The 26914-nt window shown below is 70.6% G+C and carries 23 protein-coding genes and 1 pseudogene; 13 read left to right on the forward strand and 11 right to left on the reverse strand.

Features of this window, described 5'->3' with window-relative positions; genetic code table 11:
- Positions 1 to 34: 34 nt before the first annotated feature.
- From ACZ7L0_RS20785 to ACZ7L0_RS20800, 4 genes are all read right to left on the reverse strand, one after another.
- Positions 35 to 2302, reverse strand: a complete 2268-nt coding sequence (locus tag ACZ7L0_RS20785) for a bifunctional serine/threonine-protein kinase/ABC transporter substrate-binding protein (protein ID WP_471243945.1) — start codon at positions 2300 to 2302, stop codon at positions 35 to 37.
- A complete protein-coding gene (locus ACZ7L0_RS20790) occupies positions 2302 to 3147 on the reverse strand; it encodes a hypothetical protein (protein ID WP_471243946.1) in 846 nt (281 codons plus the stop codon). Before ACZ7L0_RS20790 ends, ACZ7L0_RS20785 begins: the two co-directional genes overlap by 1 nt.
- A 203-nt stretch (positions 3148 to 3350) precedes the next feature.
- The gene (locus ACZ7L0_RS20795) at positions 3351 to 3584 is read right to left on the reverse strand and encodes a hypothetical protein (RefSeq protein WP_471243947.1); all 234 of its coding nucleotides are present in this window, start codon (positions 3582 to 3584) and stop codon (positions 3351 to 3353) included.
- A 311-nt stretch (positions 3585 to 3895) separates the two neighbouring features.
- Positions 3896 to 4348, reverse strand: a complete 453-nt coding sequence (locus ACZ7L0_RS20800) for a hypothetical protein (protein ID WP_471243948.1) — start codon at positions 4346 to 4348, stop codon at positions 3896 to 3898.
- A 208-nt stretch (positions 4349 to 4556) separates the two neighbouring features.
- Between ACZ7L0_RS20800 and ACZ7L0_RS20805 the strand changes: the two are divergent.
- Positions 4557 to 4844: pseudogene (locus ACZ7L0_RS20805) on the forward strand (SDR family NAD(P)-dependent oxidoreductase); the annotation flags it as partial.
- Here ACZ7L0_RS20805 and ACZ7L0_RS20810 read toward each other — a convergent pair.
- Complete coding sequence (locus tag ACZ7L0_RS20810) at positions 4829 to 5083, reverse strand: hypothetical protein (RefSeq protein ID WP_471243949.1); 255 nt, start codon at positions 5081 to 5083, stop codon at positions 4829 to 4831. The pseudogene ACZ7L0_RS20805 and the gene ACZ7L0_RS20810 sit on opposite strands and share 16 nt — an antisense overlap.
- Positions 5084 to 5096: 13 nt before the next feature.
- Positions 5097 to 6548: an amidase gene (locus tag ACZ7L0_RS20815; protein WP_471244009.1), complete on the reverse strand. Its 1452-nt coding sequence runs from the start codon at positions 6546 to 6548 to the stop codon at positions 5097 to 5099.
- Positions 6549 to 6927: 379 nt separating this feature from the next.
- Here ACZ7L0_RS20815 and ACZ7L0_RS20820 point away from each other — a divergent pair, with 379 nt between their 5' ends.
- The 5 genes from ACZ7L0_RS20820 (at position 6928) to ACZ7L0_RS20840 (ending at position 9016) form a co-directional block, all read left to right on the forward strand.
- Positions 6928 to 7302 (forward strand): SDR family NAD(P)-dependent oxidoreductase, encoded by a 375-nt coding sequence (locus ACZ7L0_RS20820; RefSeq protein ID WP_471243950.1) that lies wholly within the window; start codon positions 6928 to 6930, stop codon positions 7300 to 7302.
- A 68-nt stretch (positions 7303 to 7370) separates the two neighbouring features.
- A complete protein-coding gene (locus ACZ7L0_RS20825) occupies positions 7371 to 7580 on the forward strand; it encodes an SDR family oxidoreductase (protein ID WP_471243951.1) in 210 nt (69 codons plus the stop codon).
- A 124-nt stretch (positions 7581 to 7704) separates the two neighbouring features.
- Entirely contained in the window at positions 7705 to 7995 is a 291-nt protein-coding gene (locus ACZ7L0_RS20830) for a DUF5133 domain-containing protein (RefSeq protein ID WP_471243952.1), read from the forward strand.
- Positions 7996 to 8042: 47 nt separating this feature from the next.
- Positions 8043 to 8558 carry a hypothetical protein gene (locus ACZ7L0_RS20835; RefSeq protein ID WP_471243953.1) on the forward strand — a complete coding sequence of 172 codons (516 nt, stop codon included), beginning with the start codon at positions 8043 to 8045 and terminating at the stop codon, positions 8556 to 8558.
- A gap of 215 nt (positions 8559 to 8773) precedes the next feature.
- Positions 8774 to 9016 (forward strand): DUF5302 domain-containing protein, encoded by a 243-nt coding sequence (locus ACZ7L0_RS20840; RefSeq protein ID WP_471243954.1) that lies wholly within the window; start codon positions 8774 to 8776, stop codon positions 9014 to 9016.
- Between the two features lie 321 nt (positions 9017 to 9337).
- Here the strand turns inward: ACZ7L0_RS20840 and ACZ7L0_RS20845 are convergent, their stop codons facing one another.
- Both ACZ7L0_RS20845 and ACZ7L0_RS20850 read right to left on the reverse strand, forming a co-directional pair.
- Positions 9338 to 11353 carry a glycoside hydrolase gene (locus ACZ7L0_RS20845; protein ID WP_471243955.1) on the reverse strand — a complete coding sequence of 672 codons (2016 nt, stop codon included), beginning with the start codon at positions 11351 to 11353 and terminating at the stop codon, positions 9338 to 9340.
- Positions 11354 to 11408: 55 nt separating this feature from the next.
- A complete protein-coding gene (locus tag ACZ7L0_RS20850) occupies positions 11409 to 13013 on the reverse strand; it encodes a glycoside hydrolase family 43 protein (RefSeq protein WP_471244010.1) in 1605 nt (534 codons plus the stop codon).
- 430 nt (positions 13014 to 13443) lie between these two features.
- Here ACZ7L0_RS20850 and ACZ7L0_RS20855 point away from each other — a divergent pair, with 430 nt between their 5' ends.
- The 3 genes from ACZ7L0_RS20855 to ACZ7L0_RS20865 all read left to right on the forward strand — a co-directional run bounded on the left by ACZ7L0_RS20855 (position 13444) and on the right by ACZ7L0_RS20865 (position 17694).
- Entirely contained in the window at positions 13444 to 15090 is a 1647-nt protein-coding gene (locus ACZ7L0_RS20855) for a glycoside hydrolase family 27 protein (RefSeq protein ID WP_471243956.1), read from the forward strand.
- A gap of 334 nt (positions 15091 to 15424) precedes the next feature.
- Positions 15425 to 16714 carry a CE1 family esterase gene (locus ACZ7L0_RS20860; protein ID WP_471243957.1) on the forward strand — a complete coding sequence of 430 codons (1290 nt, stop codon included), beginning with the start codon at positions 15425 to 15427 and terminating at the stop codon, positions 16712 to 16714.
- A gap of 314 nt (positions 16715 to 17028) precedes the next feature.
- Complete coding sequence (locus ACZ7L0_RS20865) at positions 17029 to 17694, forward strand: hypothetical protein (RefSeq protein WP_471243958.1); 666 nt, start codon at positions 17029 to 17031, stop codon at positions 17692 to 17694.
- A 157-nt stretch (positions 17695 to 17851) separates the two neighbouring features.
- On the opposite strand, the gene ACZ7L0_RS20870 is transcribed toward ACZ7L0_RS20865, so the two are convergent.
- Genes ACZ7L0_RS20870 through ACZ7L0_RS20880 form a run of 3 tightly spaced genes read right to left on the reverse strand, consistent with a single transcriptional unit; the run spans position 17852 to position 21373 of the window.
- Positions 17852 to 19432, reverse strand: a complete 1581-nt coding sequence (locus ACZ7L0_RS20870; RefSeq protein WP_471243959.1) for an FAD-dependent oxidoreductase — start codon at positions 19430 to 19432, stop codon at positions 17852 to 17854.
- The gene (locus ACZ7L0_RS20875; RefSeq protein WP_471243960.1) at positions 19429 to 20160 is read right to left on the reverse strand and encodes a methyltransferase domain-containing protein; all 732 of its coding nucleotides are present in this window, start codon (positions 20158 to 20160) and stop codon (positions 19429 to 19431) included. The genes ACZ7L0_RS20870 and ACZ7L0_RS20875 overlap by 4 nt, the downstream gene beginning before the upstream one ends.
- A 4-nt stretch (positions 20161 to 20164) precedes the next feature.
- A complete protein-coding gene (locus tag ACZ7L0_RS20880) occupies positions 20165 to 21373 on the reverse strand; it encodes a lycopene cyclase family protein (RefSeq protein ID WP_471243961.1) in 1209 nt (402 codons plus the stop codon).
- 377 nt (positions 21374 to 21750) lie between these two features.
- Here ACZ7L0_RS20880 and ACZ7L0_RS20885 point away from each other — a divergent pair, with 377 nt between their 5' ends.
- From ACZ7L0_RS20885 to ACZ7L0_RS20900, 4 genes are read left to right on the forward strand one after another with little or no spacing between them, the layout of a single operon-like run.
- Complete coding sequence (locus tag ACZ7L0_RS20885) at positions 21751 to 23055, forward strand: polyprenyl synthetase family protein (protein WP_471243962.1); 1305 nt, start codon at positions 21751 to 21753, stop codon at positions 23053 to 23055.
- Complete coding sequence (gene crtI / locus ACZ7L0_RS20890; protein ID WP_471244011.1) at positions 23052 to 24593, forward strand: phytoene desaturase family protein; 1542 nt, start codon at positions 23052 to 23054, stop codon at positions 24591 to 24593. Before ACZ7L0_RS20885 ends, crtI begins: the two co-directional genes overlap by 4 nt.
- Complete coding sequence (locus ACZ7L0_RS20895) at positions 24590 to 25615, forward strand: phytoene/squalene synthase family protein (RefSeq protein WP_471243963.1); 1026 nt, start codon at positions 24590 to 24592, stop codon at positions 25613 to 25615. The genes crtI and ACZ7L0_RS20895 overlap by 4 nt, the downstream gene beginning before the upstream one ends.
- Complete coding sequence (locus ACZ7L0_RS20900) at positions 25612 to 26622, forward strand: DUF5914 domain-containing protein (protein ID WP_471243964.1); 1011 nt, start codon at positions 25612 to 25614, stop codon at positions 26620 to 26622. Before ACZ7L0_RS20895 ends, ACZ7L0_RS20900 begins: the two co-directional genes overlap by 4 nt.
- The last annotated feature ends 292 nt before the right edge of the window (positions 26623 to 26914 follow it).

Below are 26914 nucleotides of genomic sequence, written 5' to 3' on the forward strand. Positions count from 1 at the left end.
CCCGCCGAGCGGACCCTTGGGACGAAGCGCCCCATCAGGTGGACACCTGGTACGGCGCCACGCCCTGGTACGCGAACCGGCCGCCGTCGACCTTCCACAGGTAGACCCCGCTGCCGTCGGCGACCATGGCTCCGGTCTTCTTGTTGAAGGCGAAATTCCTGGTGATCCCCTTGTACGTGGCCGAGCGCAGCGCAATCGTCAGGTTCTGCCGGGTGCGGCGCCCGGCGGTCAGCGAACGCAGACTCTTCACGGCGAGCTGCGCCACGTCGTACGTCTCGACGCCGTACCGCTCCGGCTCCGCATCGAACCGCTTGCGGTACGCGGCCCTGAACGTCCTCGCCTCGGGTGCCACGGTGGCGTCCATGACGGGGGCGACGATCACCCAGCCGTCGGCCGCCTCCCCGGCGGCGGACAGGAACCGGGGGTCGAGCACTCCCTGGGCGGCGGCCCTGGCCCCCGGGAAGTCACGGCTGCGCAGTTCCCTGGCCAGCAGCGCGGCCCGGTCGTGGTAGCCGGCGAAGACCACGGAGTCCGCGCCCCCGTCGAGCAGGGCGTCCAGGGTCGGCCCGAAGTCGGTGCGCAGGGCGCTGACCACCTTCGGCACGGACGGCTGCCGCTGGTTCCGCAGGATGTTGGCGAGGCTGCTGCTGATCTCCCAGCCGTAGGCGTCCGCCGCCCGGTCGTCGACGATCCCGACCGTGCGTGACTTCGCCGCACCTCGCAGGTACGCGTCGAGGTAGAACGGCAGGACCGTGTCCGTCACCCGGGCGTGCAGGAAGGACCGGCTGTCCGTCACGTCCAGCACGGTGGCGCCGGGCGACACCGCGATCAGGGGCAGCGAGGCGGCGTCGTACGTCGCCAGCGAGGCCAGGGCGGTGGCGTCCGTGGTGGGACCGATCACCGCCAGCACGGAACGGTCGGCGACGAGCTTCTTGGCCGCTTCGCTCGCCCGGGCCGGATCGCCGCCGTCGTCCACCGTCTTCATGGCGAGCGTGAAGGGCCTGTTCGCACGGGAGTTGAACTCGTCGACCGCGAGCCGCAGCCCCCGCTCCTGGGCCCGGCCGACCGCCTTCTGATCACCGGTCAGGTCGGCGTGCAGACCGAGGGTGTGCACGGGACCGGAGGCCGAAGGGGTGGGGTTTCCGCTCTCGCCGTCACGGGAGAGCGCCACCCACGCGGCCAGTCCGCCCCCGGCTGTGACAACCGCCGCGCCTCCGGTCAGGAAGAGGAAACGGCGTCTGCCCACGGCCCCAGCTGGTGGCTGCGCGGCTGTGGTGTCCGTCGGAGCGTTGCCGGCGGACGCGGGGTCGACCTCGGTGTCGTCGATGGAGGGCAGCGCGAGCCCGGCGGCCGACCGCTCCGCGATCAGCCTGACCAACGGCTCGGGCAGCCAGGCCTCGTCGCCGGAGGCCGGTTCCGCTTCGCCGGAATTCCCGTCCTCCTCGGATGCTGGAGGACGTACGGCCCTCAGGGCCTCCCTCGGGTCGGGCGACGAGGGTGTGGCGGCCGTGAGGACCTCGGCCAGCGCCTCGGCCGTGGGCCGCAGCTCCGGGTCCTTCTCCAGACAGCCGGCCACCACTTCGGCGAGCTCCGCCGGAACACCCTCCAGATCCGGCGCGTCGTGCACCGTCCGGTACAGCAGTGCGTCGATCGCCCCGGTACCGAACGGAGCGCGGCCGGTCGCCGCGAAGGCCAGCACGCAGCCCAGCGAGAAGACGTCTCCGGCCGGCCCAGGATCCCGCCCGCCCCGCGCCTGTTCCGGTGGCAGGAACCCCGGCGTACCGACCACGACACCGGTCGAGGTGAGCGCGGTGTCCTCGGGATCGCGGGCCACCCCGAAGTCGATCAGCCGTGGCCCGTCGAGCTCCAGCAGCACATTGCCGGGCTTGACGTCCCGGTGCACGAGACCGGCGGCGTGGAGCTCCCGCAGCGCCTCGGCGAGCCGCGCCCCCAGCACCCGCAGGCTCGGCACCGGCAGCGGTCCGTGCGCGCCGACGGCCTCGCCGAGCGAGGGGCCGGGGACGAACGTGGTCGCGAGCCAGGGCTGCGCCGCCTCGGGGTCCGCGTCCACCAGAGACGCCACCCACGGGCTCGTCATCCGGCGAGCGGTGTCCGCCTCACGCCTGAACCGCTCCCGGAAATCGGCGTTTTCGGCGTACTCGGCCTGAATCACCTTCAGCGCGACCAGGGTTCCGCCGGCCGAGCGGGCCAGGTACACCAACCCCATACCGCCCGCGCCGAGCCGTCCGAGCAGCCGGTAGCCCGCCAGCCGGGCGGGGTCGGAGGTTCGCAGCGGCTCCATCACTTCCCCTTCAGCCGCTGCTCGATGCGCGTCAGCATCTGAGCCAGGGCCGTGCTACCCAGTCGGTTGAGTTCCTGTTCGGTGTTCCCGGCACCGCCCGTCACGGAGACCGCCACGACCACCGTGCCCAGCCGGGCGAGCATCCACCGGTACGGCTGTGCGGCACCGCCGTCCTCGACGTACGCGCCGGCCTCGAATGTGGAGTCGTCGGCGTACTCCTGCTCGCGAGCACCGAAGGGGGTGCCGAGCGACATCAGTCCCGTGATCCGCTCGTCGGACCGGGGCCGCTGCTCCGGGCAGCGCAGCACCTCTTCGAGGGTGGTGCTCAGCTGCTCGTCGGCGCCGAGGACGGAGGCGTGCACGGTGGCGACGGCCGTCACCTTTACCGCACCCTTGCCGCCGTCGGCCGGCAGCCGGCTGTAGCGGGACGTGCTCGCCAGCACCCCGCGCGGGAGCTTCTCACGCTGCCAGCGGCAGTTCTGGTTCAGCACGGCCCAGGTGCCCGGCGTGCTCGCCGCCGGAGTCTGGGCCACGAAACCCCGGCCCCAGTCGTCCGGGGCGAGCACGACGGACTCGGCCAGCCGGCGCCCGTCCTTCGGGGTCCGGGGTACGAGGGAGGCATCGGGCGTGAAGCCGGACGGGGCGGCGGACGCGCCGCCGGACGGGGTCGTCGCGGCGCTCGGTGAGGCCTCGGCCGCAGTGCTCGCCGAAGCACCGGCCGAGGGCGAACCGCTCCGCGGGGAAGGCCCGTCGTCCGTCCTCTGAGCCGAACACCCGGCCAGCAGACTCCCCGCCACCAGCAAGGTCACCCAACTGCCCCGCACCCCATGGGCGTTGTCTGTCACTCAGTCCCCTCAACCCCGTCCACGCCGTCTGACGCCCCGAGGATAAAGGGCTGGGAGGGAAAGGGCCTCAGTAGAACCACGTATCTGGCTACGTATTCCGCAGGCGTGCTGATCGAGCACTCCCGATTCGACGCTCACGAGTTCGACCCGGTCGAGGGTGTGGGCTGCGGCCGGGCCGCGGGTCCGGAAGCTGGTCGCTGCCACTACTGGACGCTCAGGGCCTCGTGCAGCCGGTCCCGGCCAGGCAGCACCAGATCAGTGCGCAGAGCGGTGTCCGCCACCACCGGAGTGGCCCGATGCAACTCGGCCAGGAGGTCTACCACTTCGGCCCGACCCTCGGGTCGGTGCACCCCGAACTGCCCGGCGGCACCCGCGCTCACCGGGAACACCGAGAGGGCGTATCGCGGAGTGAGCCGCCACACCACCGCGCCGGTCACGGCCGGGACTGGCGCGAGGACGACGTCGAGCCCGGCGTCGGGCCTCAGGGCCAGCGCGGTGCAGGCCGCTGGCCGCGGTGCAGGGCGCGGTCCGGGCCGCCGTCGGGACGGGCGGGTCGACCTCCTCCGGCAACAGCTCGCGCTGAGTGCTCAAGGCACGACGTAACCCCAACTGCTCAGGGACGCACCCACCAGCGAGATCACCGTCACCCGAGGTCGAAAACCTCAGGGGTCGAACTCGCCACAAGCACCGGCAGGACGGCAGGAACCGTCGAGGCCCTTGCCGGCGAGCCCCACCGCACTCGGCGGGATCAGCGAGGGCCTGCCCAGAAGTGGCGGACGAAGTGCCGACCGGCGCGCCAAGGCAGGCCCGGCCCGCGGACACCGTCCTCGTGCCACCAGTGAAGCAGCAGGTAGACGGCGGCCACGATGCCGAACAGGAATCCGAAGGTGGGCAAAAATGCTGCGTCGCCACCGGCTTCGACGATGCTGAACACACACCGGACGATGAGCACCAGGGCGAGGAGGCCGCCCACGCCCCAGCCGAACCGCCATACCTTGGTGGAGCGGAGGCTCAGAACGGTGACATCCACGTGGTCGCCGCAGGTTTCGCAGGCGAGGGTGACTTTGCGACTGCCGGTGGCGGGTCGCTCAACACCGATCCGGTGGGGTTGGGACACCCGGACCCGCGAGTTGCCGTAGGCGGTGTCCGAGACCAGGTGCGAGTACGGCGTGGACGGCACCGGTCCCAGGCGGCGTGGCATGAAGTCTCCCATCAATCGGACCACTTGACTATCACCCGGCTCGCCGATCCGTCTACGGGGCGAAAGTGCGGTTCGCGTGCCACCGGCGTCTGCCATAACGGGGTGCCGGTAAGAAGCACTCGCCCGCTCTGATCGGTCTCCGTCGAAAAAATGCATTGCCTCCACTGAAGTCGGGTTGCTACCGTCCGCGGCGAGTGGGTACGTGTGAGCCTCGAAGCACGGCGTGATCGGCCTGACCACCAGCGCCGCCCTGGAGTACGCCCCGCGCGGCATCCGGGTCAACGCCGTCCGCCCCGGCACCATCAACACCCCGATGGTCAGCGACATGATCGCCAAGGGGGAACTGGACCGAGCCGCGGCCGAGGCCAACCAGCCCATCAACCGCCTCGGTACAGCTGAGGAGATCGCTCAGGCGGTTCTGTGGCTGTGCAGCCCGGGAGCCAGTTTCGTCGCAGGTGTCGCCCTCCCCGTCGATGGCGGCTACGTCGCCCGATAACGGCGTGGGAGCCGCTGTCCCGCAACTGACGGCGGCGGCTCCGACGGCAGCATCAGGTACAGCCGGTCGCTCTCCTCCTGACGCACCGCGGCCACCACCCGGGCCAGCGTCGCCACCCCGGGCGGCAGCACCCGGCTGTTCACCAGCCACACCACCGCCCGGTCGAACAGGGCCCGCGGCCCCCGCTCCGTGACTAGCCGCCCGTATCCGTTCCGCTGGGCTTCTTGCTCAGCGGACACCCGGTAGTACGCCCTACTTCGGTACCTGGAAGCCGCCGATCTTGTGCTCGAGCAGTTCGGCCAGCCGCAGCGGGGTGCGGTCCTCGAACATCGGACCGATGAGCTGCACTCCCACCGGCAGACCCTCGGGGGACCGGCCCGCTGGTATGGCGGTGGCGGGTAGGCCGGGCATGGTGGCCAGACCGGCCCAGACGAGCTGGTCCAAGTACGGGTACTCGACGCCGTCGATGTCGATCCGGCGTTCCCTCAGATCGGGGTTGTGGTCGTGCGGGAACGCGGGAGTGGGCGTGATCGGACACACCACGGCGTCGAACTCGGCGAAGAGCTGCCGCCAACCGTGGCGGTGGAGCTCGCGACGGCTGTCCGCCTCGATCCAGTCGCGGTGGCTGAACACCATGCCGCGCAGCCGCGCCGCATCGAGACTCCGGTCGTCCGCGCTCAGTTCGGCGGCGTGAGTCCGCAGCTGCTCGTACACTTCGACGGGAAGACGTGCAACGGCGCTCGAAAACAGCAACTGCGTGTAGAGCATCGCGGCTTCGGTCAGATCGGGCAGCAGCGGACTGTGCCGTTGGACGCGGGCGCCGCCGTCGACAAGCGCGTCGGCCACCCGGTTCACACCCGCCCGCACAGCGGACCCGGTCGGAATGAGCGGATGCTCGTCGAGGACCAGGACCCGGAAGTCGCGGAGCCGCTCGTGGCGCGCGGGCGGCAGCGTCAAGTCGTACGCCGCACCGAGCGTCAGCGGGTCCGGTCCGGCCATTACGTCGAGCAGGAGCGTGAGGTCGCGGGCAGTGCGCGCCATCGGACCGACGACGGCGAGGTCAAGGTCGGCCGGCAAGGCCGGTGCGGGCGGCGGGACCATACCGCGGCTCGCCGCCAGCCCTAGTGTCGGCTTGTGTGCGTAGACACCGCAGAAGTGTGCGGGGGTGCGCAACGAACCCCCGATGTCGGAGCCGATGGACAGCGCGCCGAATCCGGACGCCAGGGCCGCCGCTGACCCGCCGGAGGATCCACCCGGCGTGCGACCGTGATCCCACGGGTTGTTGGTGGTGCCGTAGATCTCGTTGAAGCTCTGCACATCTTGCAGCCCCAACGGCACATTGGTCTTGCCGAGCACCACCGCGCCCGCGGCCTTGAGTCGCGACACCTGCACCGCGTCCTCGGCCGGCATGTAGTTCCGGTGCAGCGGTATGCCCCATGTCGTGGGCAGCCCGGCGACGTTGTAGGACTCCTTGACCGTCACCGGAATGCCGAGCAGCGACCGGTCCTCACCGCGGGCGCGCGCCTGGTCGGCATCGCGCGCGGCGGCCCGTGCACGGTCGAAGTCCGGCACACAGATCGCGTTGATCGCCTTGTCGTCCCGCTCGATACCGGCGATCGCCTCGTCGGTCAGTTCCGCCGAGGTCACTTCACCGGCACGTAAGGCAGCCATGAGTTTTTCGGCCGTCTGAAAATTCCACTTCATGAATCCGAACGTACCGGCCCCTGGAACAGGCCATGAAATGCCGCTTCGCGCAACAGGATGGACGTCTGAATACCCATCATGTTCCTCTCCGGCCACGCCACAGACATTCGCCCGACCGCAGCATGCAGGAAGCGGCGCAAGGTTGCGGCCAGGACGGCCACGCCGCTGAACCGGCTCGCAATGTGTTCGGCGAGGAGACGTGCTTCGGCGGCGGACAGACCGTGTCGTACCTGCTTGAGCCGGCCTGACCTCTTTGGCGAGAGCGAGTTGTGAGGGTGGTTCGCCGCCGGCCAGGGCGACCAGTACGAGGCAGCCGCCTGGTCCTCCTGGCAGTTCGGAGACGGATTCGGTGGCGACGCGGCGGGACGCGGCGGAGACCATGCGGATCGCCCAGCCCAGGTCGGTCTCCAGCGCCGGGTCCTCGGCCTTGCCGCGCCGCTTGTCGTTTTCGGAAGTCGGTGCGCTCACCGAACATCAGCACCGCTTTGCAGGGCAGCACCGCACTGGTGACCGGAGCGACGTCGGGTATCGGCAAGGCCCTCGCGCAAAGCCTGGCCCGACAGGGTGCGCGCCGACCCCCGCGACCGACGCCGCGAGTTTCGACCGGCAGATCGCGGTCAATACGCGGGCCCCGTTCCTGCTGGTCGGTGCGCTGGCGCCCGGCATGGTCCAGCGCGGACAGGGATCGATCGTGCTGGTGTCGAGTGCGGCGCGCATGCCCGCTCCGATCGGCGCGGTCTACGGTGCCTCCTAGGCCGGTGTGGAGATCCTCACCCGTACTGGGCCACCGAGTTCGGCCCGTCCGGCGTACGTGTCAACGCCGTGTCTCCGGGCCCCGTCCACACAGAGGGCACCTCGGCGATGTTCGGCGAGCACACCGCGCTCCTGGACAAGACCAACGCGCGTGGCCGGGCGGGCGATCCCAGTGAGATCGCCGACATCGTCTCGTTCCTGGTCGGCCCGGCCGGCAGCTACGTCAACGGCTCCATCCTGTGCGCGGACGGCGGCGAGCTCAGTGCCTTGCCCGGCTGAGTATTGGCGCCGGCAGACCGGGCCTTGGCGGCGCGCCCGAGACACTGGGAATGGCGGTCGGGACCTGGGGCACACGAGTCCGCGTATGACCCATGCGACTTGCAGTGACAAGGGGAGACTCCTGATGCTCATGGCACACCCGGCCGTGCTGAAGAACCTGGTGGAGCAGTACGAGACGCTGCGCGTCCTGCACGCCGAGAACGGCAGTGCGCAGGTGCGCCGGCGGATGGAGGACGTCACCTACACGCTGTGCGTGGCGACCGGCACCAAGGACATCGACGCCGCCCTCATCGCCGCCCGCCATCGGCTGCCCGGCGCCCGCACCGAGGACGACTCCCTTCTCACCACGTCAGTGGTCCCCGCGTCGACCGGCCATGCGTACGACCGCCGGCCTGCCGACGTTCACCAGCCTTGAGATGCGCTGACCCGGCTCGTCACCAGCCGGCGTACGCAAACCAGCGGGTGGGGCAGGAGCACAGCTTCGCGGTCGTCGCGGCGTCGCACGGCGCGCAGCAGGCCGCTCAGCGGCGCGAGCTGCCGCACGGCGAGCCGCGTTGCCTGCTGCCGACGGACTTCCCGCCCGGGTCGCCCCGCCGTGTTGGGGCGTGGGCCGAGGTGAAAGAGTGGTTGGTCACCATGGAGGAACAGACACCGGCCGAGCAGGCCCTGAGTCGCTCGTACGTCACCGCTGACGGACTCCGTTTTGACGTCACCACGATGTCGGTCGAGCACCATCCGGACCGCAGCGCGACGTTGACGTACTGGCTGACTGTGGGCCGCCGAGGCCACCCGGATGAGCGGTGGGTGGTCACTCTGCCCTGGGACGACAAGTCCTGGGTGGATGTGCTCACTTCGCCCGCGCCGCCTCCCGACCGACTCCGGCAGTTCGTGCATCTCGTCCGTGTCCATCTGGAAGAGTGGTGGGACACGAAGGGACACCACCGGCAGTCCGCAAAGATGGGCCGGCGAATCACCTGACGCTCCCGGGTTCGACGCTCCGGCGCAGGTACCTGCCCAAGGGTTGTGCGCCAGCCGGTGGGCGCCGCGGAATGGCAAGGGGCGTCCGGTCGTCGGCCTGGCCGCCTGCGTGATAGCCACCAGCGACGGCGGCTGGCGATGTCGGCCATGGGCGCCTCATGCGGTGCCCGGCATGACAAGCTGTGATCTCCACTGCCCGAACCCAGGAGGTCACCATGGCCGCAGAGTCTCCATCACAAGAAGGTTCGGAGTCGGCTGACGCCGAGAGCCCTGCCCTCTCTCCCGACGACAACGGCCAGTACGACCTGAAGCGCAAGTTTCGGGAGGCACTGGCGCGCAAGCGCGGTATGCAGGCGGACGCCGCCGACCTCGCTGCGAACACCGACGCGTCAAAGATCCGCGGCGCGCACGGCCCGGCTGCGAACCAGCGGTCGTTCCGACGCAAGAGCGGTGGCTGAGTCCAAAACGGCCGCTGGATGAGACCCGGCAGGACACGGCCCGGCAGCCATGCCGACGAGCTGGGCCGGGTCCTGCCGGGTGACGAGGGGCGGGAAGGTCTGTTCAGCCGCTGTGAGCTGCTTGGGGTCATCAGCGACGAGCCGTGAAGTCCACGAAAGCTGCCTGCTCCAGGGCACGGGCGGAGAGATCCGGCCTCCCCTGAGTCGCCTGGCGACGCCTACGTCCAGCGCGTGCCGATCGAGGAGAGCTGCTCGATCCGCCCTGTGACCGGTACGGGACATGGGCCCCGCGCGAGCGACGGGGCCCATGTCGTCAACCGGTCAGCAGGTCGAGTTGGTCTGGGTGAGCAAGCCCAGTCGCCACGGCAGGTTGTTGTAGTCGCCGCTCGCATTGGGGTTCATGCCTTGGTACAGGTACTGGAGCTTGCAGGAGGGGATGGTCATCGTCTGGTCGTAGCCCGCGCGGATCATCTCACCGTGGCTGATGTCCCGGGTCCAGGCTCCGGCGGGGAAGCTCACGTTGGTCGCCCTGGCGAACGGGTTGCTCTCGGACGCGGCCAGCGGTGTCCACGAGCCGGCGAGGCTGCTGGTCGTCCAGGAGCGGAAGTAGCGCCGGCCGTCCGAGCCGATGGCCTCGACGAGCAACAGGTACTGGTTGCTGCCCTGCACCTTGTACACGTTGCTCGCTTCGAACAGGGCGTACCTGTTGGAGTCCTGGGCCGCGATGACGGTGTTGGTGAAACCGTTCGGGAACTGGCCGACGGTCGTCTGGGAACGGTAGAGGTGCCCGTTGTCGTCGGACGAGAACAGGTAGCAGTTGGCGCTGTCGCAGATCACCCACATGTCGACCCAGTAGCCGTTGCCGATGTTCTGCCTGATGATGTCCGGCATCGACGAGTAGAAGTTGCGCGGTGCGCTCCACCCGTTGGGGTTGCTGATGTCGGGGTTGGTGGAGTACGAGGCGTTGCCGGTCTGGTAGACCAGGTACCACAGGCGCTGCGGGGCGTTGTAGAAGACCTGGGGTGCGGCCCGGTAACCGGTGCCGATGGCGGTGCGGTCCAGGTAGTGGTGCGTGGCGGAACCCGCCTGCGACCAGTCGGAGAAGCTCAGGTACACGAGGTTGTAGCCGGCGGAGCTCGCGGTGCTCGCGAACACGTGGTACTTGCCGTTGTAGTAGACGACCGACGGGTCCTTGATCCCCGCGATGTTGTGGGTCGCGTCCGGTTTCGGCGCGATCAGGGCGCCGCTGGAGCTCCAGGAGAAGGTGGAGGGCAGCGCTGCGGAGGACCGGGGCGAGGTTGCGCCGCGGGCCGCCGCCGTGCCGCCCAGCGCGGTGAGCGTCGACTGGTAGGCCGCTTTCTTGTTGCCGTTGCGGTCGAACAGCAGCGGGTTCTCCCCGCTGCGCCAGGAGTCGCTGTCGCGGATGCCCCAGACGGTGATGCCGGTGCAGCGCGCCACGTTCATGCAGGCCCTCACCGTGTTCGCGTAGGCCGTCGTCGGCGCCTGGGCGATGTCCAGTTCGGTGATCTGGACATCGACGCCGAGAGCGGCGAAGTTCGCCAGCGTGGTCTGGAAGCTCGACGGCGGGCCACCGGCGCCGAAGTGGGCCTGGAAGCCGACGCAGTCGATGGGCACCCCGCGCGCCTTGAAGTCACGCACCATGCGGTAGACGCCCTGGGTCTTCGCGTCGCTCCAGTTCTCGATGTTGTAGTCGTTGTAGCAGAGCTTGGCCGCCGGGTCGGCCGACCGCGCGGTGCGGAAGGCCTGCTCGATGAAGCTGTCGCCCAGCAGGTTCTGGAACACCGAGGGGCGGTGCTGGCCGCTGCCGCCGTCGGCGAAGGCCTCGTTGACCACGTCCCACGAGTGGATCCGGCCCTTGTAGTGGTTCGCCACGGTGGTGATGTGGTTGTTCATCACGCTGCGCAGGGTGTTCGCGTCCGTGATGGAGCTGACCCAGCTGGGCAGTTGGGAGTGCCACACCAGGGTGTGGCCGCGCACGCGCTGACCGCGGGCCGTTGCGCGGTTGACGATCTGGTCGGCGGGGCCGAAATTGAACGAGCCGCGAGACCGCTCGGTCGTGTCCCACTTCATCTCGTTCTCAGGGGTGACCGAGTTGAACTCGCGGTCCAGGATCGCGGTGTACGTGCCGTCGCCGAGCTTTCCGGCGGCCACCGCGGCCCCGAAGTACCGTCCTGACTGGGCGGCTTGTGCGCCGAGTGTGGAGGCCCGGACGGCGTCGGGAGCGGCGGTCGCGGCCGTCGGCGTCACCAGGGCGGCCACGGCCAGCAGGGGTAACACCGAGGCTCGGCGACAGCTGAGCCGTTTCAGCGGGTTCATGGTTCTCCTCGTACGGTTGGCGGGGGGTTGGGTTGATGCGATCGGTCGGATCGGGTCAGGGCGTGGACAGTTCGAACCGCAGGACGCGGACCGCGCCGCCGAGCGCCTGGGTGGCGTGGTTGAAGAGGGCGAATCGGTAGCCCATGAAGAAGCGCCAGTCGTTGCCCATGGAGAAGGAGGGGCCGAGGCGGATGAAGTCGGTGCCGTCGGTGCTGTAGGAGAAGGTTCCGGGGCGTGCCGTGCCGGGGCGGATGTCCGCGGCCGCGCGCAGCCAGACGCGGCTGCCGGACACACTGGCGCTCGCGACCTCCGTGCCGGTGCCGGTGGTGTTCCAGTTGCCGTCCATGGTCAGTCCGTTGGCCATGACCACCCGTGTCGCACCGCCCTCGCGCTTGAGCCCGATCCAGGCGGAGGAGTCACGCAGCAGTGCGAGTCCGGACCGGTCGCCGTCCCGCATCGCGGAGAAGTCGAGCTGGACCGTGGCGGTCGAGGTGGGGCCCTGGATGCGGTGCGTGAGCGTGTTGCGTGCCCAGTACAGGTCGTTGGTGACGGTCGCGGTCCGCAAGGTCAGCCCGTTGTTGACCGACCACTTGGTGTTGTCCGGGTTGTGGTTCCACTCCCACCTCGGCTTGAGGCTCGTGCCGTCGAACGTGTCGACGCCGATCATCGGGGTGACCTGGCGGGGTGGAGCGGGCACGGCCGGGCTGGGATACGAGGTGCCCCACGCGCCGTTCACGAGTTGCACGACGGGCCAGCCGTCCGGGGTCCAGGTCACGGGCGCGAGGACCGGCACCCGGCCGCCGGGGTACGCGTCCACGAAGGCCATGTAGTACCAGGCGCCGCTCTGCGTCTGCACCAGCCCGCCCTGGTGGGGGACGCCGCCGCCGGTGATCGGCCCGCGCAGGTCGAGGAGGACCTGCCGCATCGTGTAGGGACCGAAGGGACCGCTCGACGACTTCAGGACGTACTGGCCGTTCGCGGGGCGGGTCAGGAAGATGTAGTACTGTCCGTTGATCTTGTAGAAGCGGGAGCCCTCGAGGGTGCCGACACTCGACGGCGTGGTGAACACCTGCTGCGTGCGGACTTGGCTGCGGCCGTCGGCCGAGAGCTGGGCCACGCTGATGGTGGTGTTCCCGTACGCCACGTAGAGGGTGTCGTCGCTGTCGACGAGCAGCCCCGCGTCGTAGTAGGGCGTGCTGATCGTCGTGAGTCGGCTCCACGGACCCTCGACGGCGGTGGCGGTGTAGATGTACGTCCTGGCGAAGTCGATCTGGCCGAGCCAGTAGAAGGTCCTGTTGCTCGCCCGGTAGGCCAGCGACGACGCCCAGATGCCCCGGACGTAGCCACGGGCGCCGTTCAGGTCGTACTTGGCGCCGAAGTCGAGCACGGGCACCGAGTGACCGGCGATCTCCCAGTTCATCAGGTCGTACGACCGCAGGACGGGCGCCCCGGGCGAGTAGTGCATCGTCGACGCCGAGGCGTAGTAGGTGGCGCCGACGCGGATGACGTCGATGTCCGCGAAGTCCTGCCAGATCACCGGGTTCGTGAACGCCGCGGCGGCCGCGCGGGCGGGGGTGGGCGGAAGCAGGGCGCCGGTGACCAGGCCGGTGGCGGTGGCCAGCACTAGGCGTCGGCCCGGAGCTTGATCAGGGCATGACATGTCCATGTGTCGATCTCTCTGCGAGGGAGCGCTGTGGTGGCGGAGGATCCCATGAGGTTCGGTATTGCGAACGCCAATCGACTCATCGAGCAACCTGGATGATACGAGGCCGACAGTTCCCGTCAATACGCCTCGCATGATTCGATGGTGACGCCGAAATATTTCGATGTCCGGATGTACCGCGCCATCGGCGAAGCGGGCTGTGATCCTCACCCCTGATGACCGACAAGGTGCGGACAGAACGGCTGACCAGCCGAGTGGTGTTGACACTCCTGGAAGCCTCTCTAATATCCGTGAGGTCGGCGATCCGAAATTGGACCGAAATTTCGAACGCCATTGCGGCAATCTGCCGACGATCGCCTCACCAGCCGAGCCCTCCCCGGGCGCCCTCGTGACAGCCCACGGCGCCCCACCCGGAAAGGACCCCGCGGTGCCCAGACCACCGGGCAGACGACTGCTCCACCTCTTCGCGGCCGTCGCGCTGACGGCCGCCGCATCCCTTACGGCCTCGGTCCACTCCACCGCCTCCGCCGCGCCCGGCAGCCCGGCACTCACTCCGCCGCTGGGCTGGAACAGCTGGAACAGCTTCGGATGCGGTGTCACGGAGGCGCGGGTCCGCGAGGCCGCCGACGCGATGGTGTCCTCGGGCATGCGAGACGCCGGCTACCGGTACGTGGTGGTCGACGACTGCTGGTTCGACCCACAGCGCGACGCGGCGGGCAACCTGCGGGCCGATCCGGCCAAGTTCCCGAGCGGGATGAAGGCTCTCGGGGACTACATCCACGGCAAGGGCCTGAAGTTCGGCATCTACCAGGTGCCGGGCGAGCGTACCTGCGCGCAGGCCGTGGGGAGCTACCCGGGATCCACGGGCAGCAGGGGGCACGAGGCCCAGGATGCCGCCACGTTCGCCTCGTGGGGTGTCGACTACCTCAAGTACGACTGGTGTTCCTCCAGCGGTACCCGTGACGAACAGGTCGCGCGTTTCAAGCTCATGCGTGACGCCTTGCGCGCCACCGGACGACCGATCGTCTACAGCATCAACCCCAACAGCCTGCACGCCATCACCGGCGCCACGTACAACTGGGGCGAGGTCGCCGACCTCTGGCGGACGACCGAGGACCTGCTCGACATCTGGCAGAACGGCAACACCAACAGTTACCCGATGGGCGTCGGCAACGTCCTGGACGTCACCGCGCCGCTGGCGGCGCAGTCGGGCCCGGGACACTGGAACGACCCCGACATGCTGGTCGTCGGCCGTCCCGGCCTGTCACTGACCGAGTCCCGTTCCCACTTCGCCCTGTGGGCGTTGCTGGGGGCCCCGCTCATGGCCGGCAACGACATCCGCACCATGTCCGCCGACGTGAGCGCGATCCTGCGCAACCCGCGTCTGCTGGCGGTGAACCAGGATCCGCTGGGCGCGGGCGGGCGCAGGGTGCGCGACGACGGCAGCACCGAGGTGTTCGCCAAGCCCCTGTCCGACGGCTCGGTCGCGGTGGGCCTGTTCAACCGGGGCGGCGGCACCGCGACGGTCACCACGACAGCCGCTCAAGTCGGCCTGACGGGCGGGCCGTTCACCCTCACGGACCTGTGGACCGGCGGCACGTCGAGTACGTCGGGACAGATCTCGGCGAGCGTCCCCGCGCACGGCGTGGCCGTGTTCCGCGTGACCGGCGGCAGCCCACTGACCGCCACCACCTCGCGGCTGCGCGGCAACAACTCCGGCCGCTGCGTGGACGTGGACAACGCCTCCACCGCCGCCGGGGCCACCGTCCTGCTCTGGGACTGCCACACGGCCGCCAACCAGCTGTGGACCACATGGGCGGGCGGCGAGATCCGCGTCTTCGGCGACAATTGCCTGGACGCCTACGACCAAGGCACCGTCAACGGCACCCGGGTCATCACCTGGCCCTGCAACGGCCAGAACAACCAGAAGTGGACCGTCGGCCCCGACGGCTCGGTCCGCAACGTCCATGCCGGACTGTGCCTCGACGCCGACCGGGCCGGCACCGCGAACGGCACCCCGCTGGTTCTGTGGACCTGCGACGGCCGGGCCGGCCAGAAGTGGAGCCGGGTGTGAGGGAGCCACGCCTCTCCCGAGCGCCGACCGTCACCCGTCAGTCACCACCCACCACCCACCACCCACCACAACGGCGCACTCCCGGGCGGTGGCGGCTTCACCCGCTCGGTCGCGGTGGAGAGGTTCTCCGGTCGGGGGCCGCTGCGGCGTGCCCGACACCGGTGGCCGGCAGGCCTGGACGACGGTGACCTGCCCGGTCAGCGGTGCGACGGGAACCCAGGACCTCCACCACATGGCGATGATCCGACGAAGAAAGGGGAGTTGCATGAGGACAAGGATGAGGGTGAGGACGAGGCCTAGTTCGAGGCCGAGGTTCCACTTACGGGGCGCAGTGATGGCGGTGCTGCTCGTCCTGGCCATGGGAGGAACGGCGCTGGGCAGCGGCCACGGTGCGAACACTGCGCTCACGTCCTTCGACACGGCCGCCGCGCACGTCGGTACCGCCGCTCCGACCACCGGATGCGGCAAGGCCCCCACCTTGACGAGCGGTACATACACGATCCAGAGCAACGGCAAGAGCCGGACCTTCATCCTGCGGATCCCGGACGGCTACGACCGGAACCGCGCGTACCGGCTGGTCTTCGGGTTCCACTGGCTGGGTGGCAACGCCGGCGACGTCGCGACGGGCCGGACGGTGGAGACGGGCACCTGGGCTTACTACGGGCTCCAGCGGCTGGCGAACAACAGCGCCATCTTCGTCGCGCCCCAGGGCCTCAACAACGGGTGGGCCAACGCCGGCGGGGAAGACGTCACCCTCGTCGACGACATCATCAGGCGGATCGAGACGGACCTGTGCGTCGACACGACACAGCGGTTCGCCCTGGGCTTCAGCTACGGCGCCGCCATGTCGTACGCGCTCGCGTGTTCCCGGGCGACGGTCTTCCGCGCGGTCGCGGTCCAGAGCGGCGGGCAGCTCAGCGGGTGCAGCGGCGGCACGCAGCCCATCGCCTATCTCGGGGTGCACGGCATCAGGGACAGCGTCCTCGGCATCTCCGGCGGACGGGCCATGCGGGACAGGTTCGTCAGGAACAACGGCTGCACCGCGCAGAATCCGCCCGAGCCGGCGCAGGGCAGCCTGACGCACCGGCTCACCACCTACTCGGGGTGCTCGGCCGGGCATCCGGTCGCATGGGCCGCCTTCGACGAAGGGCACATCGCCGCTCCGCGGGACGGGGCCGGCGGTGACAGCGGCTCCAGGACCTGGCTGCCGGCGGAGGTGTGGAAGTTCTTCACGCAGTTCCAGACCCCCACCCCGCCGCCCGGCACCGAGGCCTGCCGGGTCACCGACACCGTCAGCGCCTGGAACTCCGGTCTGACCGCGAACATCACCCTCACCAACACCGGCACCACCGCGATCGACGGCTGGTCCCTGGACTTCACCCTGCCCGGCGGCCAGACCATCACCTCCGGCTGGAACGCCGCCTACCAGCCCGTCTCCGGCCGGGTGACAGCCGCGAACGCGCCCCACGACGCGACCATCGCCCCCGGCGCGTCCATCGACATCGGCTTCCAGGCCACCCACACCGGCAACACCGCCTCACCGGACGCGTACACCCTCAACGGCACAGCCTGTGCTGTCACGGGAGTCCACCGAGGTGACCAGGAGGAGCAAAGCCACGGGTGACGGCGTCATGGCGCCACGGCGCCGGGCGGCACCCGGCCGCCCGGCGCGGCGAAGGAGTCCTGTAGGTGCCCTGGAACCCGAACGTCTGGCTGCCGCATGGGGAGGCTCGGTGCACAACCGGTCAGGGTTCGCAGACTCGGTGGTCGCCTGATCACCTCACCGCGATGCTGCGCAACCGGCCTCAGCCGCACGATCCGCCATGAGAACCGGCTTCAATCCAGCCCCTGAGACGTCGGCCGGCAGCGCTCATGGAAATATGCCCCAGGCGGGGCGGTGCCGACCTCCTCGGACGAACCAGGCGAAGGGGTACTCACATGGGGGACATATCGGCCGAGCGGCGTCGCATCCTGCAATCGCCTCCGCCCGAGCTCGTCGCGGAGGCGGCCGCGAACCCGGGCGGGTCGGTTGCGGTGATCGACCCTGATCTCATCGGCGACCCCAACGGCTACGTCCCGGGGGAAGCCGTCCAGGGTGTCTGGCGGGTCGGCGAGGACGGGAAGCTGACCGGCGAGTTCGTGGAGAATCCGAACTACGGCCCGCCCAAGGACGACTTCTCCAAGCTCACGGATTCCAAGCACTGGCTGGACTGGCTCGGTGAACAGCCCGCCGTTGCAGTGCGCGACTCCATCGCGGGGATCTTGGATGAACAGGTCCCTGGAGCCGTTCTGGAGTGGATCAAGGTCGTCGACGTTCCGCGCTACCTCACCGGAGGCCGCCCCCAACCGGACGATGAGAGCCACATGATCATCACCCGGGCCGGCATCGCCCTGGCCTTCGCGCTCTCCGTGACCAGCCCCGGACGCAAGCGGGAGATCCTCCAGGGCGCGTTCTCCTGGGTCGCCGTCAGGCTCGACCAGCCCGGCCAACGCAAGGACCGGGTCTGGCTCGACCTACGAGCTGATCTGGACTGGGCCGAGACGGAACTCCGCGACCGGATCTACCTCGTCGGCCAGGCCCCAGCCCCCGGCACCACCACCTGAGACCCGCTCCGTCCGGGTACAGGACCCGGACGGACTCGACTTCGTCGGTGTACTGGCGCAGCTGGGAGAAAGCGATCCTCACCCGGCTGGACCTCGCCGACCTCCTCACCGTCCAGCAGGTCACGTCACCGGCTTCGATCCGCAGCCGGGTTACTGCTCAAAGGGCGGCCGCCCGTACGGGTGTCCGCCCGAACCTCCGCGTCAGAGCCCGCAAGAGGGCAGAGCGCCCCTGGTCCGGCACGGTCCACAGGGTCTGCCCGCGTACGCCCCACTGCTCGAGCAGGGCGTTCGCGGCCAGGAATCCGGAGGTGGCGGCGCGTTCCATGAGGGCTACGGGCAGGCCGGTACGCACCAGGTCGCCCGCCACGACGACACGGGGGTCCGGGGTGCGGACCGTGGGCCGGAGTGCGTATCCACCGACGGCGAACAGGGGACAGTCCGCTCGCCATTCATGGCGGGCGGACACGATCCGCGCGGCGCTGGTCTCCGGATACACCCGGTGCAGTTGCTCGATGAGGCGTTGCTCTTGGAGATCGCGGGCGACGTCGGCCGACAGGGCATAGGCGTGGAGTTCGACGACCGAACCCCCGGTGCGGGCGGCCCAGCGCCCCGCTTCGTCCTCCCAGTGGGACACCACGCTGATGTTGTCCAGGGAGCCGTAGCCGCTGGTGCCGAGAAAACCCGGGCGGTCGGCGGCGACGGGACGATCCAGCCACAGGCGTGACACCAGGAACGGCGGAGCGGTCCGCAGCCGGGCGGTCCGCGCCCGCCACCGCGCGTCGCCGAGGTCGGGCGAGCCCTCCACGACTGCCCGCAGTCCGCCGGTGTCCAGGGCGAGGACGACTGCGTCGTGCCGGTGGACGGCACTGTCCGTCACGACGTGGAATGCGCCGGACGGGTCGGGACGAACCGACCGGACACGGGCCGCGGTCCGCACTTCGGCCCGGTGTCCGGTGAGGTAACGCGCGAGGGGCTCCCACAGCGCCTGCGGGTAGGGGGCACGGGGCACGTCGAACAGCAGGCCCTCACTGGAGCCGAGGAAGTAGATGTGGAACATCAGCGCCATCTCGGCAGCCGACAGTTGTCGGGGATCGGCGAAGAAACTACGGGAGAACACCTCGAAGGCCAGAGCGCGAGCCGCGGGAGGAAAACCGATCGCGGCGAGGAAGTCGTGGGCGCTGCTGTGGTCCAGCAGTTCGTGGATGCTTCGCGTGCACACGTCGAGCAGGGGCAGGGCCGCCGGCGCGTTCATGGACCACAGGTCCCGCAGACGGAAGGTGGGGCTCAGGGCGGCGAAGCCGAGGGCGCTCCAGGGGGGTGTGCGAGGTACGTGGCGGAAGCGGTCGTACAGGCCGCTGCTGTGCTGCAGCGGGTAGTCCGGCAGTGCGGTCAGCCTTTCCAGTCCGGGGTCGGTCCTGCGCAGGAGCCCGCGCAGGTTGTAGTACTGGCGGAAGAAGGCGTGGAACCCGCGGCTCATGGTGGCGGGTGTGCCGTCGGCGAGGGTGATGGGCCAACCGGCGAGACGGCCGCCCAGATGCGGCTCACGCTCGTACAGCGTTACGCGGACGCCCCGCTCGGCGAGTGCGGTCGCCGCCGCCAGTCCGGCGATGCCGCCGCCGATCACCGCGGTCGACGGCGGATCGCCCTCGATCCGGGACCGCCCGGGCCGGGGCTGGATGACACAGGCACGTCGGTCGAGCCCGTGTCGCCGAGCCCGCTGCGCACGCTGCGGGCTCATCGGGCGCCGCCCGATGGCTGGGCGGGACGGCGGCCGAGGAAGGTGTGGGTGATGCCGGTCTGCCACCCTGGCAGCGGCAGGACGCGAACCGCGTCGAACCCGGCGCGGCGGAGCCGCTCGCCGAACGCGGGCGCGGTGTCGAAGGCGTCGACGCTGTGCCGTAGATGGCGGTAGAGGTTCCGGTCGCGGGTGACGGTGCCGAGCGGGAGGATGACGCTTCGGCACACGGTCGTCCACACCAGGCGATGGAGGCGACGGCCGCTGAGCGCGTAGTCGTGCACGGCGATCCGGCCGCCCGGTACCAGCAGGTGGTGCACCATGCGCAGCACGGCGTCCGGGTCGGCGACGTTGCGGAACAGATATGCGGCGAAGACGGCGTCGAACGGCCCGTTCACCGCCGTCCCGGGCAGCTCTTCGACAGCGGCGTGGGCGAAGGTGACGGTGGGCGGCCAGTGCTTGGCGCGGGCTCGTTCCAGCATGCCTGCCGACGCGTCGATTCCGATGACCTCCGCTCGCGGCAGCACGGACACGAGCGCGGCGGTGGACGCGCCCGTGCCGCATCCGAGGTCGAGCACCCGGCGACCGGCACCACCGTCCGCGAGGCCTAGCCGCCGGGCGGAGCGGCGCAGATGGGCGTGGTATCCGGGATTCAGCGCGACCAGGCGGTCGTAGGCGAGGGCGCCTTGATCGAAGGCGGCGGCCAGTTCCGCTCCGCGCAGCAGGGCCATGGGCTCACTCCTGAGGGTGTCCGTTGGGGGCGGGGCGACGGGGCAGCCAGGGCAGTTCGGCCGCCGTGCGCAGCATGGAGGGGACGGGGGTACGCAGGCCGATCGCGAAGTCCTCGTACAGGCGGGTGCGCCCGTCGAGGAAGCGCAGCAGACGCCGCGGGGGGACGCGCGTGAACAGGCGGTAGAAGAAGTCGGTGCCGTCGATCCGCCCCGTGGCCAGCGCGCGGAGCAGGATGGCGTCCATCGTGCGCGACCTGGCCGGATACGCGGGTGGCGGCACCGGGCGGCGGCCGGTGCGCACCGATCGTGCGACGGCGTCCACTTGACGTTGGATGGCCGCGAAGGTGTAACCGGTGGAGGGGCGTGTCGCCCCACCCGCAGTGCCGATCCGGAACACCGACGCAGCGCTCTGCCTGGCGAAGGGGGCGTCGGTCATGGGGATCACTCCGGTCTCCGAAGACAGCACCTGTATCGCGCCGAGCCGGAGTACGCGCTGTGTGTAGTGGTGGAGCGCGGCGTCGTAGGCGTCCGAGCTCAAGGGGGCCGGCCCGAATTCCGTGTATTCGACCAGGGCGGTGCGCCGACTGGTGGGCAGTACGTATCCGAAGGACAGTCCCCGGGCGGGCTGAGGGGTGCGGAAGTCCATCAGGTCGACCACTTCGGTGTCGAATGACGGCCGCTCGGTGCGCAGGAACCAGCCCCTGAAGTGCTGCAGCAGATGCGTGCGGGCGGCGGGCAGGTCTTGCGGGGGGCGGGAGTCGAAGGCCCAGCGCGCGTCCACCGTCACTGGTGTGCCGTCGGCGTCGACGGCCCGGACCCGGGCGGTGCCGTCAGGCTGGGGCGTGATGTCGTCGACGGTGGCCTGCAACCGGTGCACGCGCGTACGCGCTTTCAGCTCGCGGTCGATCAGCGTCTGGAAGTCGTCGGATCGGATCATTTTGTAGCGCATCGGTGTGATGCGCCGTCGAGCCGCCGCTCCGTGCCGGTCGGTCATCCGCAGCCATTCCCAGGACGCCGTCACCGCGGCGTCGTAGGGGCCGGAGCCTGTTTCCCAGAAGCACCAGGTGCGTGGCGGCGGCTGGAGAGGGCCGGCCGGTGGCGCGATCAGTACGACGGAGGGGGCGGGCCGCGTCGGCGTGCCGAGGGAGAGGCGGTGTGCCAACGACAGTCCCGCCGCTCCCGCACCGACGATCGCCACGTCCGTCTCGGTCACAGGCCTCCTTCACGACACCGCGAGGCGCGCGTGTCCCATGGCCCGACGGCGCCGGGCGCTGTGCAGAGCATTCCGCGGCGCGGCCGTCCGCGGATGCGTGCCGCGCTGGACATGCCCCTGCTGGGCGCCCGCTGGTGGGGTGGCCGACGCGTCCCATCAGGCGAAGAGTCCGTTGGCCGGCGTTCCTGGGTGGAAGAGGTGTCGTGGTGACGCCGTTCGATCCGGTGGTGTGCTGTGGGGCGCTTCCTCGGTGTCCTGCGGACGCCGCCTGGTCGCCGCTCGGCGAAGTCCTGCATCCGGTAGTCCTGCATCCGGTGGGCCGTCTCCGGCCGAATGCATGTGAACAGCCTTGCCCTCGGCCGACGAGAGGAATCCGAATGCGCCCCAGCAGCGCCCGGCGGGGTACGCGTGACAGGCCTCCCCCCGGTTCACGAGCGGTCCACCAGGCCCGGGGCTCCGTCGCGGCGCCGGCGACGGGGACGGGGACGGGAGCGGCGGAATCCGCGAGCGCCCCGTACGCGGAGGCGGTGGACGCCGACGTACCGGCTGCCGTCGAAGGATGCCTGGGGCAGATCCTGGACGAACGTCTCGCCCACGCCTCGTCCCTGGACCCTCTGTTCGGCCAGGACCTGGCGGCACGGCTGGCCGCCTTCACCCTGGCCGGCGGCAAGCGCAGACGACCGCAGTTCCTGTGGTGGGCGCTGCGCGCCTGCGGCGGCGGCGAACGGGCACAGGCTGAGGCCGCCCTGCGCATCGCGGCCGCACTCGAACTGATCCAGGCCTGCGCCCTGGTGCACGACGACGTGATGGACGACTCCGACCGGCGTCGCGGACGGCCCTCCGTCCACGTGGACATCGCACGGCAGTACGCCCGGGTATGCGGCAGCACGAACCGCGGCTTCGGCAAGGCCGCGGCGATTCTGATCGGTGACCTGGCGCTGGCCTGGGCGGACGATGTCGTTTCCGGCACCGTACCGGGCCTGGCCGCCGGGGACGCGGTCGCGGCGATCTGGCGTGCCTTGCGTACCGAGATGGTGGCAGGCCAGTACCTGGACCTGCACGGCCAGGCGACCACCACGCGCTCCGCGGTCACCGCCGTGCGCGTCGCGTACCTGAAGAGCGCTCTGTACTCGGTGGAACGACCGATCGTCCTCGGTGCCGCGCTCGCGCAGGCCGACCCCCGGACCACCACGGCGTTGTCCGCGGCGGGACGCTGCTCGGGCATCGCCTTCCAGCTGCGGGACGACCTGCTGGGCGTCTTCGCCGAACCGCACGTCACCGGCAAACCCACCGGCGACGACATCCGGCAGGGCAAGCCCACTTACCTCGTCGCCGTGGCCAGGCACCGAGTCTGCTCGGCCGGCGACATGGAGGCGCTGTCCGTGCTGGACCGCTGTGTGGGGGCGGGCCGGCTGACGGAATCGGAACTGACGGAAGTACAGCAGGTGCTCATCCGCACCGGCGCCCGGGCCACGGTCGAGCGCCGTATCGAGCAGCTGGCCGCGCGCAGCCTGCGCCACCTGAACGGCGTCGGCCTGCGGGACCCCGGCCACCGGCGGCTGGGCGACCTGCTGTGCGCGGCAGCCGGCGTCATGACCGACACCGAGCAGGCCATGCCCGCTTCCAGCGACGCGGCAGAACCGGACGCCGTGCTGCTGCGCCCGGCAGAGAGGTGGCGCTGATGCGTACGGTGACCGGGCGCAGCGACCATGTCGTGGTGGTCGGCGCAGGCCTGTCGGGCCTGTCGGCCGCGCTGCACCTGCTGGGGGCCGGACGGCGAGTGACGGTCGTGGAACGGGACCACCTGCCCGGCGGCCGCGCCGGCCGACTGGAGCGCGGCGGCTATCGGATCGACACCGGCCCCACCGTCCTGACCATGCCCCACCTGGCCGACGAGGCGTTCGCGGCCGTGGGTGACCGGCTGAGCGACCACGTCGAGCTGCTACCTCTGCACCCCGCCTACCGGGCGTGCTTCGCCGACGGCAGCACGCTCGACGTGCATACGGACGCCACCGCCATGGAGGCCGAGATCGAACGGTTCGCCGGACCGCGCGAGGCGGCCGGGTACCGGCGGCTGCGTGCCTGGCTGAAGCAGCTGTACGCCGTCCAGATGCGCCGGTTCATCGACGCCAACTTCGACTCCCCGCTGGACCTGCTCACTCCCGACCTGGCCCGATTGGCCGCACTCGGCGGGTTCGGCCGCCTCGACGCGCGCATCGGCCGGTTCCTGAGCGACGAGCGTGTGAAGCGGGTCTTCTCCTTCCAGTCCCTGTACGCCGGTGTCGCACCGGCCCGCGCCCTGGCCGCCTACGCCGTCATCGCCTACATGGACACCGTGGCGGGCGTGTACTTCCCGCGCGGCGGCATGCACGCCCTGCCCCGTGCCATGGCCGACGCCGCTGTCGGCGCCGGCGCCGACCTCCGCCTCGGCTGTGAGGTCACGCGCCTGGAGCGGTCCGGCAGCCGAGTCACGGCCGTGGTCACCGCCCAGGAGCGGATCCCCTGCGACGCGGTCGTCCTCACCCCTGAGCTGCCGACCGTCCACCGGCTACTGGGCCGCCGGCCCCGCCGCCCGCTCCGGCTGCGGCACGCGCCCTCGGCCGTCGTCCTGCACCTGGGCACGGACCGGACCTGGCCGCACCTCGCCCATCACACGCTCTCCTTCGGCACCGCATGGCACCGGACCTTCGACGAACTCACCAGAAGCGGCACCCTGATGACCGACCCGTCCCTCCTCATCACCCGCCCCACGGCCAGCGACCCGGCCCTGGCCCCCGCAGGCAGACACCTGCACCAGATCCTGGCCCCCTGCCCCAACACCGACGTCGGGCCGTCGGCCACGGCCTGGCACGACCTCGGGCCCCGCTACCGCGACGGCCTCCTCGCCGTCCTGGAAACCCGCGGGTTCGACGGCATCGCCAGGCACATCGACGAGGAGAGCCTGGTGACACCCGCCGACTGGACGGCCCAGGACCACGCCGCAGGCACCCCGTTCTCCGTGGCCCACACGTTCTCCCAGACCGGCCCGTTCCGCCCTCGCAACCTCGTACGCAGCACGGACAACGTGGTGCTGGCCGGTTGCGGCACCACCCCCGGCGTCGGAGTGCCGACCGTCCTGATCTCCGGCAGACTGGCCGCCGCCCGCATCACCGGCGCACCCCGCCAGGGCCGTTCACGCACTTCCTCCACCCTCACGGCAGCCCAAGGCAGCCGCCCATGACCACGCGCGAACTGGACGCCGCCGGCATCACCGACCCGGTACTGCGCGCTGCCTACACCCGTTGCCGCCGCCTCAACGCGCGCCACGGACGCACCTACTTCCTGGCCACCCGCCTGCTGCCCCTCGACCGCCGACCGGCCGTGCACGCCCTCTACGGATTCGCCCGGTGGGCCGACGACATCGTCGACGACCTCGGCGCCCAGGCCGACCGCACCGACCGTGCCGCGGCCCTCGCCCGGCTCGACGCCCGACTGCGCCGAGCCCTGGCCGACCACCGCGGCACCGGCACCACCGACGAACCGGTCGTGGCGGCCGTCGCCGACACCGCCGCGCGCTACGCCATCGACCCCGCGTACTTCACCGACTTCATGACCTCCATGCGCAGTGATCTGACGGTCACCGAGTACGCCACCTACCACGAGTTGCGCGCCTACATGCACGGATCGGCCGCGGTCATCGGCCTGCAGATGCTGCCGGTACTCGGCACCGTGAGCCCCCGCGCGGAAGCCGCCCCGCACGCGGCCGCCCTCGGAGTCGCCTTCCAGCTGACCAACTTCCTCCGCGACGTCGGCGAGGACCTGGACCGCGGCCGCGTGTACCTGCCCACCGACCTGCTCTCTGCCCACGGCGTCGACCGAACCCTGATGCAGTGGAGCAGGCGCACCGGGCAGGACGACCCCCGCATCACCTCCGCGCTACGGGCCGCCGAGGATCTCACCCGGACGGTCTACCGTCAGGCCGCGCCGGGTCTGGCGATGCTGGACCCGCTGGCCCGGCCCTGCATCCGTACCGCCTACATCCTCTACCAGAACATCCTCGACGCCATCGCACACGACGGCTACGCGGTGCTGCACCGGCGCGCCGTGGTGCCCCGCCGTCGGCGCGCGGCCATCGCGGCGGACGGCCTCGTCCGGGTCACGGCCGCACGCCTCACGAGCCGACGCGGCAGGCGGCGAGCTGCGGGCGCCGTGGCACCGAGGCAGACCTCCGTGCCGTGGGGCGACGTGAAGGAGGCGGGATGAACCCGGGCTCGGCGCCCTCCCGGGGCCGGTATCCGCTGCGGCCGCGGCGCGGGTCGCTCCCGTGGGAGCGGCAAAGGCCCACCTGGCGCGAGGCACGGCCCGCGGTCATCTCGTCCGCCGTCGAACGAGCCGCGGCACGGCCGTCCGGCAACTGGTTCGTCGTCGGCGCCGTCACGGACCTGCGCCCCACCCGCCCGCTGTCCCGCACTGTCGGCGGCACGGAGGTGGTGGTGTGGCGGGACGCCGACGGGCGTCTGGTAGGCGGGCCGGGCGTCTGTCCGCATCTCGGTGCGCCGCTGGCCGACAGCCCCGTGCATTGCGGCACCCTCGTCTGCCACTGGCACGGCCTCACCCTGGACGGTGCCCGGTACGCCGGGTGGGAACCTCTGCCGGTGCACGACGACGGTGTGCTGGTGTGGGTGCGCCTCGACGCCGTCGGCGGCGAGCCCCCCACAGAGGCTCCCGTGGTACCTACAAGACCTGCGTTGCCGACGGCCCTCCAGGCCGTGTGGCACGGTGTCGGAGTCTGCGAGCCGGAAGACGTGATCGCCAACCGTCTCGATCCCTGGCACGGAGCCTGGTTCCACCCGCACACCTTCGTCGACCTCACCGTCGTCGACGCACCGGCCGAGACGGACGACACAGACCGATTCGTCGTGGACGTGTCCTTCCGCCTCACCCGCCGCATCGTCGTGCCGGTTCGCGCCGAGTTCACCGCCCCCGAACCCCGTACCGTGCTCATGCGCATCACGCACGGCGAAGGCGAAGGTTCGGTCGTCGAAACCCACGCCACGCCTCTGGGCCCTGACGACCGCGGCCGACCACGCACTCTGGTCTTCGAAGCCGTACTGGCCACTTCCCAGCGGCGTGGCTTCGGGCTCGCCCGCAGCGCCGCCCCGGTCATCAGGCCCCTGATCCGCGCCGCCGCCGGCCGCCTCTGGCGCGACGACCTCGCCTACGCCGAACGCCGCCGGCTTCTGCGCGAAACCGGCCGGTCACCCGGCTGATCAGGACGAAGGCGCGCACGAAGGCGTTCGGTCAGCCGCCGGCGCCGGGCCACTTCCACGTTCTGGTCGCGAACCACCAGGAGACGACATCGACGATGACGAGGAGGAAAAGCCCTAGCAGGAGTACCCCTGGCAGGAGTACACAGCCACACACGACCGGCTGGGTCCAACCCCGCAGTGCCTTCCGGCCGCCGACGCCGGGGCGCAACGGAAGACGTTCATTGCGCATGCCTTCATCCTCCGAGGCGGTCCCGGGTGCCGCACCTTCGGAGATCAGCGCCTGCGCGGGCCG

The sequence above is a fragment of the Streptomyces sp. NPDC039424 genome (genome assembly GCF_055639495.1).

Bases quoted from the DNA above. Each gene is read 5' to 3' on its own strand.
- ACZ7L0_RS20815 (WP_471244009.1), bottom strand. From the start codon at position 6,548: ATGAAGTGGAATTTTCAGACGGCCGAAAAACTCATGGCTGCCTTACGT.
- ACZ7L0_RS20900 (WP_471243964.1), top strand. From the start codon at position 25,612: ATGAACCCGGGCTCGGCGCCCTCCCGGGGCCGGTATCCGCTGCGGCCG.
- ACZ7L0_RS20850 (WP_471244010.1), bottom strand. From the start codon at position 13,013: ATGTCATGCCCTGATCAAGCTCCGGGCCGACGCCTAGTGCTGGCCACC.
- ACZ7L0_RS20860 (WP_471243957.1), top strand. From the start codon at position 15,425: ATGGCGGTGCTGCTCGTCCTGGCCATGGGAGGAACGGCGCTGGGCAGC.
- ACZ7L0_RS20840 (WP_471243954.1), top strand. From the start codon at position 8,774: ATGGCCGCAGAGTCTCCATCACAAGAAGGTTCGGAGTCGGCTGACGCC.
- ACZ7L0_RS20895 (WP_471243963.1), top strand. From the start codon at position 24,590: ATGACCACGCGCGAACTGGACGCCGCCGGCATCACCGACCCGGTACTG.
- ACZ7L0_RS20800 (WP_471243948.1), bottom strand. From the start codon at position 4,348: ATGCCACGCCGCCTGGGACCGGTGCCGTCCACGCCGTACTCGCACCTG.
- ACZ7L0_RS20830 (WP_471243952.1), top strand. From the start codon at position 7,705: ATGCTCATGGCACACCCGGCCGTGCTGAAGAACCTGGTGGAGCAGTAC.
- ACZ7L0_RS20870 (WP_471243959.1), bottom strand. From the start codon at position 19,432: ATGAGCCCGCAGCGTGCGCAGCGGGCTCGGCGACACGGGCTCGACCGA.
- ACZ7L0_RS20820 (WP_471243950.1), top strand. From the start codon at position 6,928: ATGCGGATCGCCCAGCCCAGGTCGGTCTCCAGCGCCGGGTCCTCGGCC.
- ACZ7L0_RS20845 (WP_471243955.1), bottom strand. From the start codon at position 11,353: ATGAACCCGCTGAAACGGCTCAGCTGTCGCCGAGCCTCGGTGTTACCC.
- ACZ7L0_RS20875 (WP_471243960.1), bottom strand. From the start codon at position 20,160: ATGGCCCTGCTGCGCGGAGCGGAACTGGCCGCCGCCTTCGATCAAGGC.
- ACZ7L0_RS20785 (WP_471243945.1), bottom strand. From the start codon at position 2,302: ATGGAGCCGCTGCGAACCTCCGACCCCGCCCGGCTGGCGGGCTACCGG.
- ACZ7L0_RS20865 (WP_471243958.1), top strand. From the start codon at position 17,029: ATGGGGGACATATCGGCCGAGCGGCGTCGCATCCTGCAATCGCCTCCG.
- ACZ7L0_RS20885 (WP_471243962.1), top strand. From the start codon at position 21,751: ATGCGCCCCAGCAGCGCCCGGCGGGGTACGCGTGACAGGCCTCCCCCC.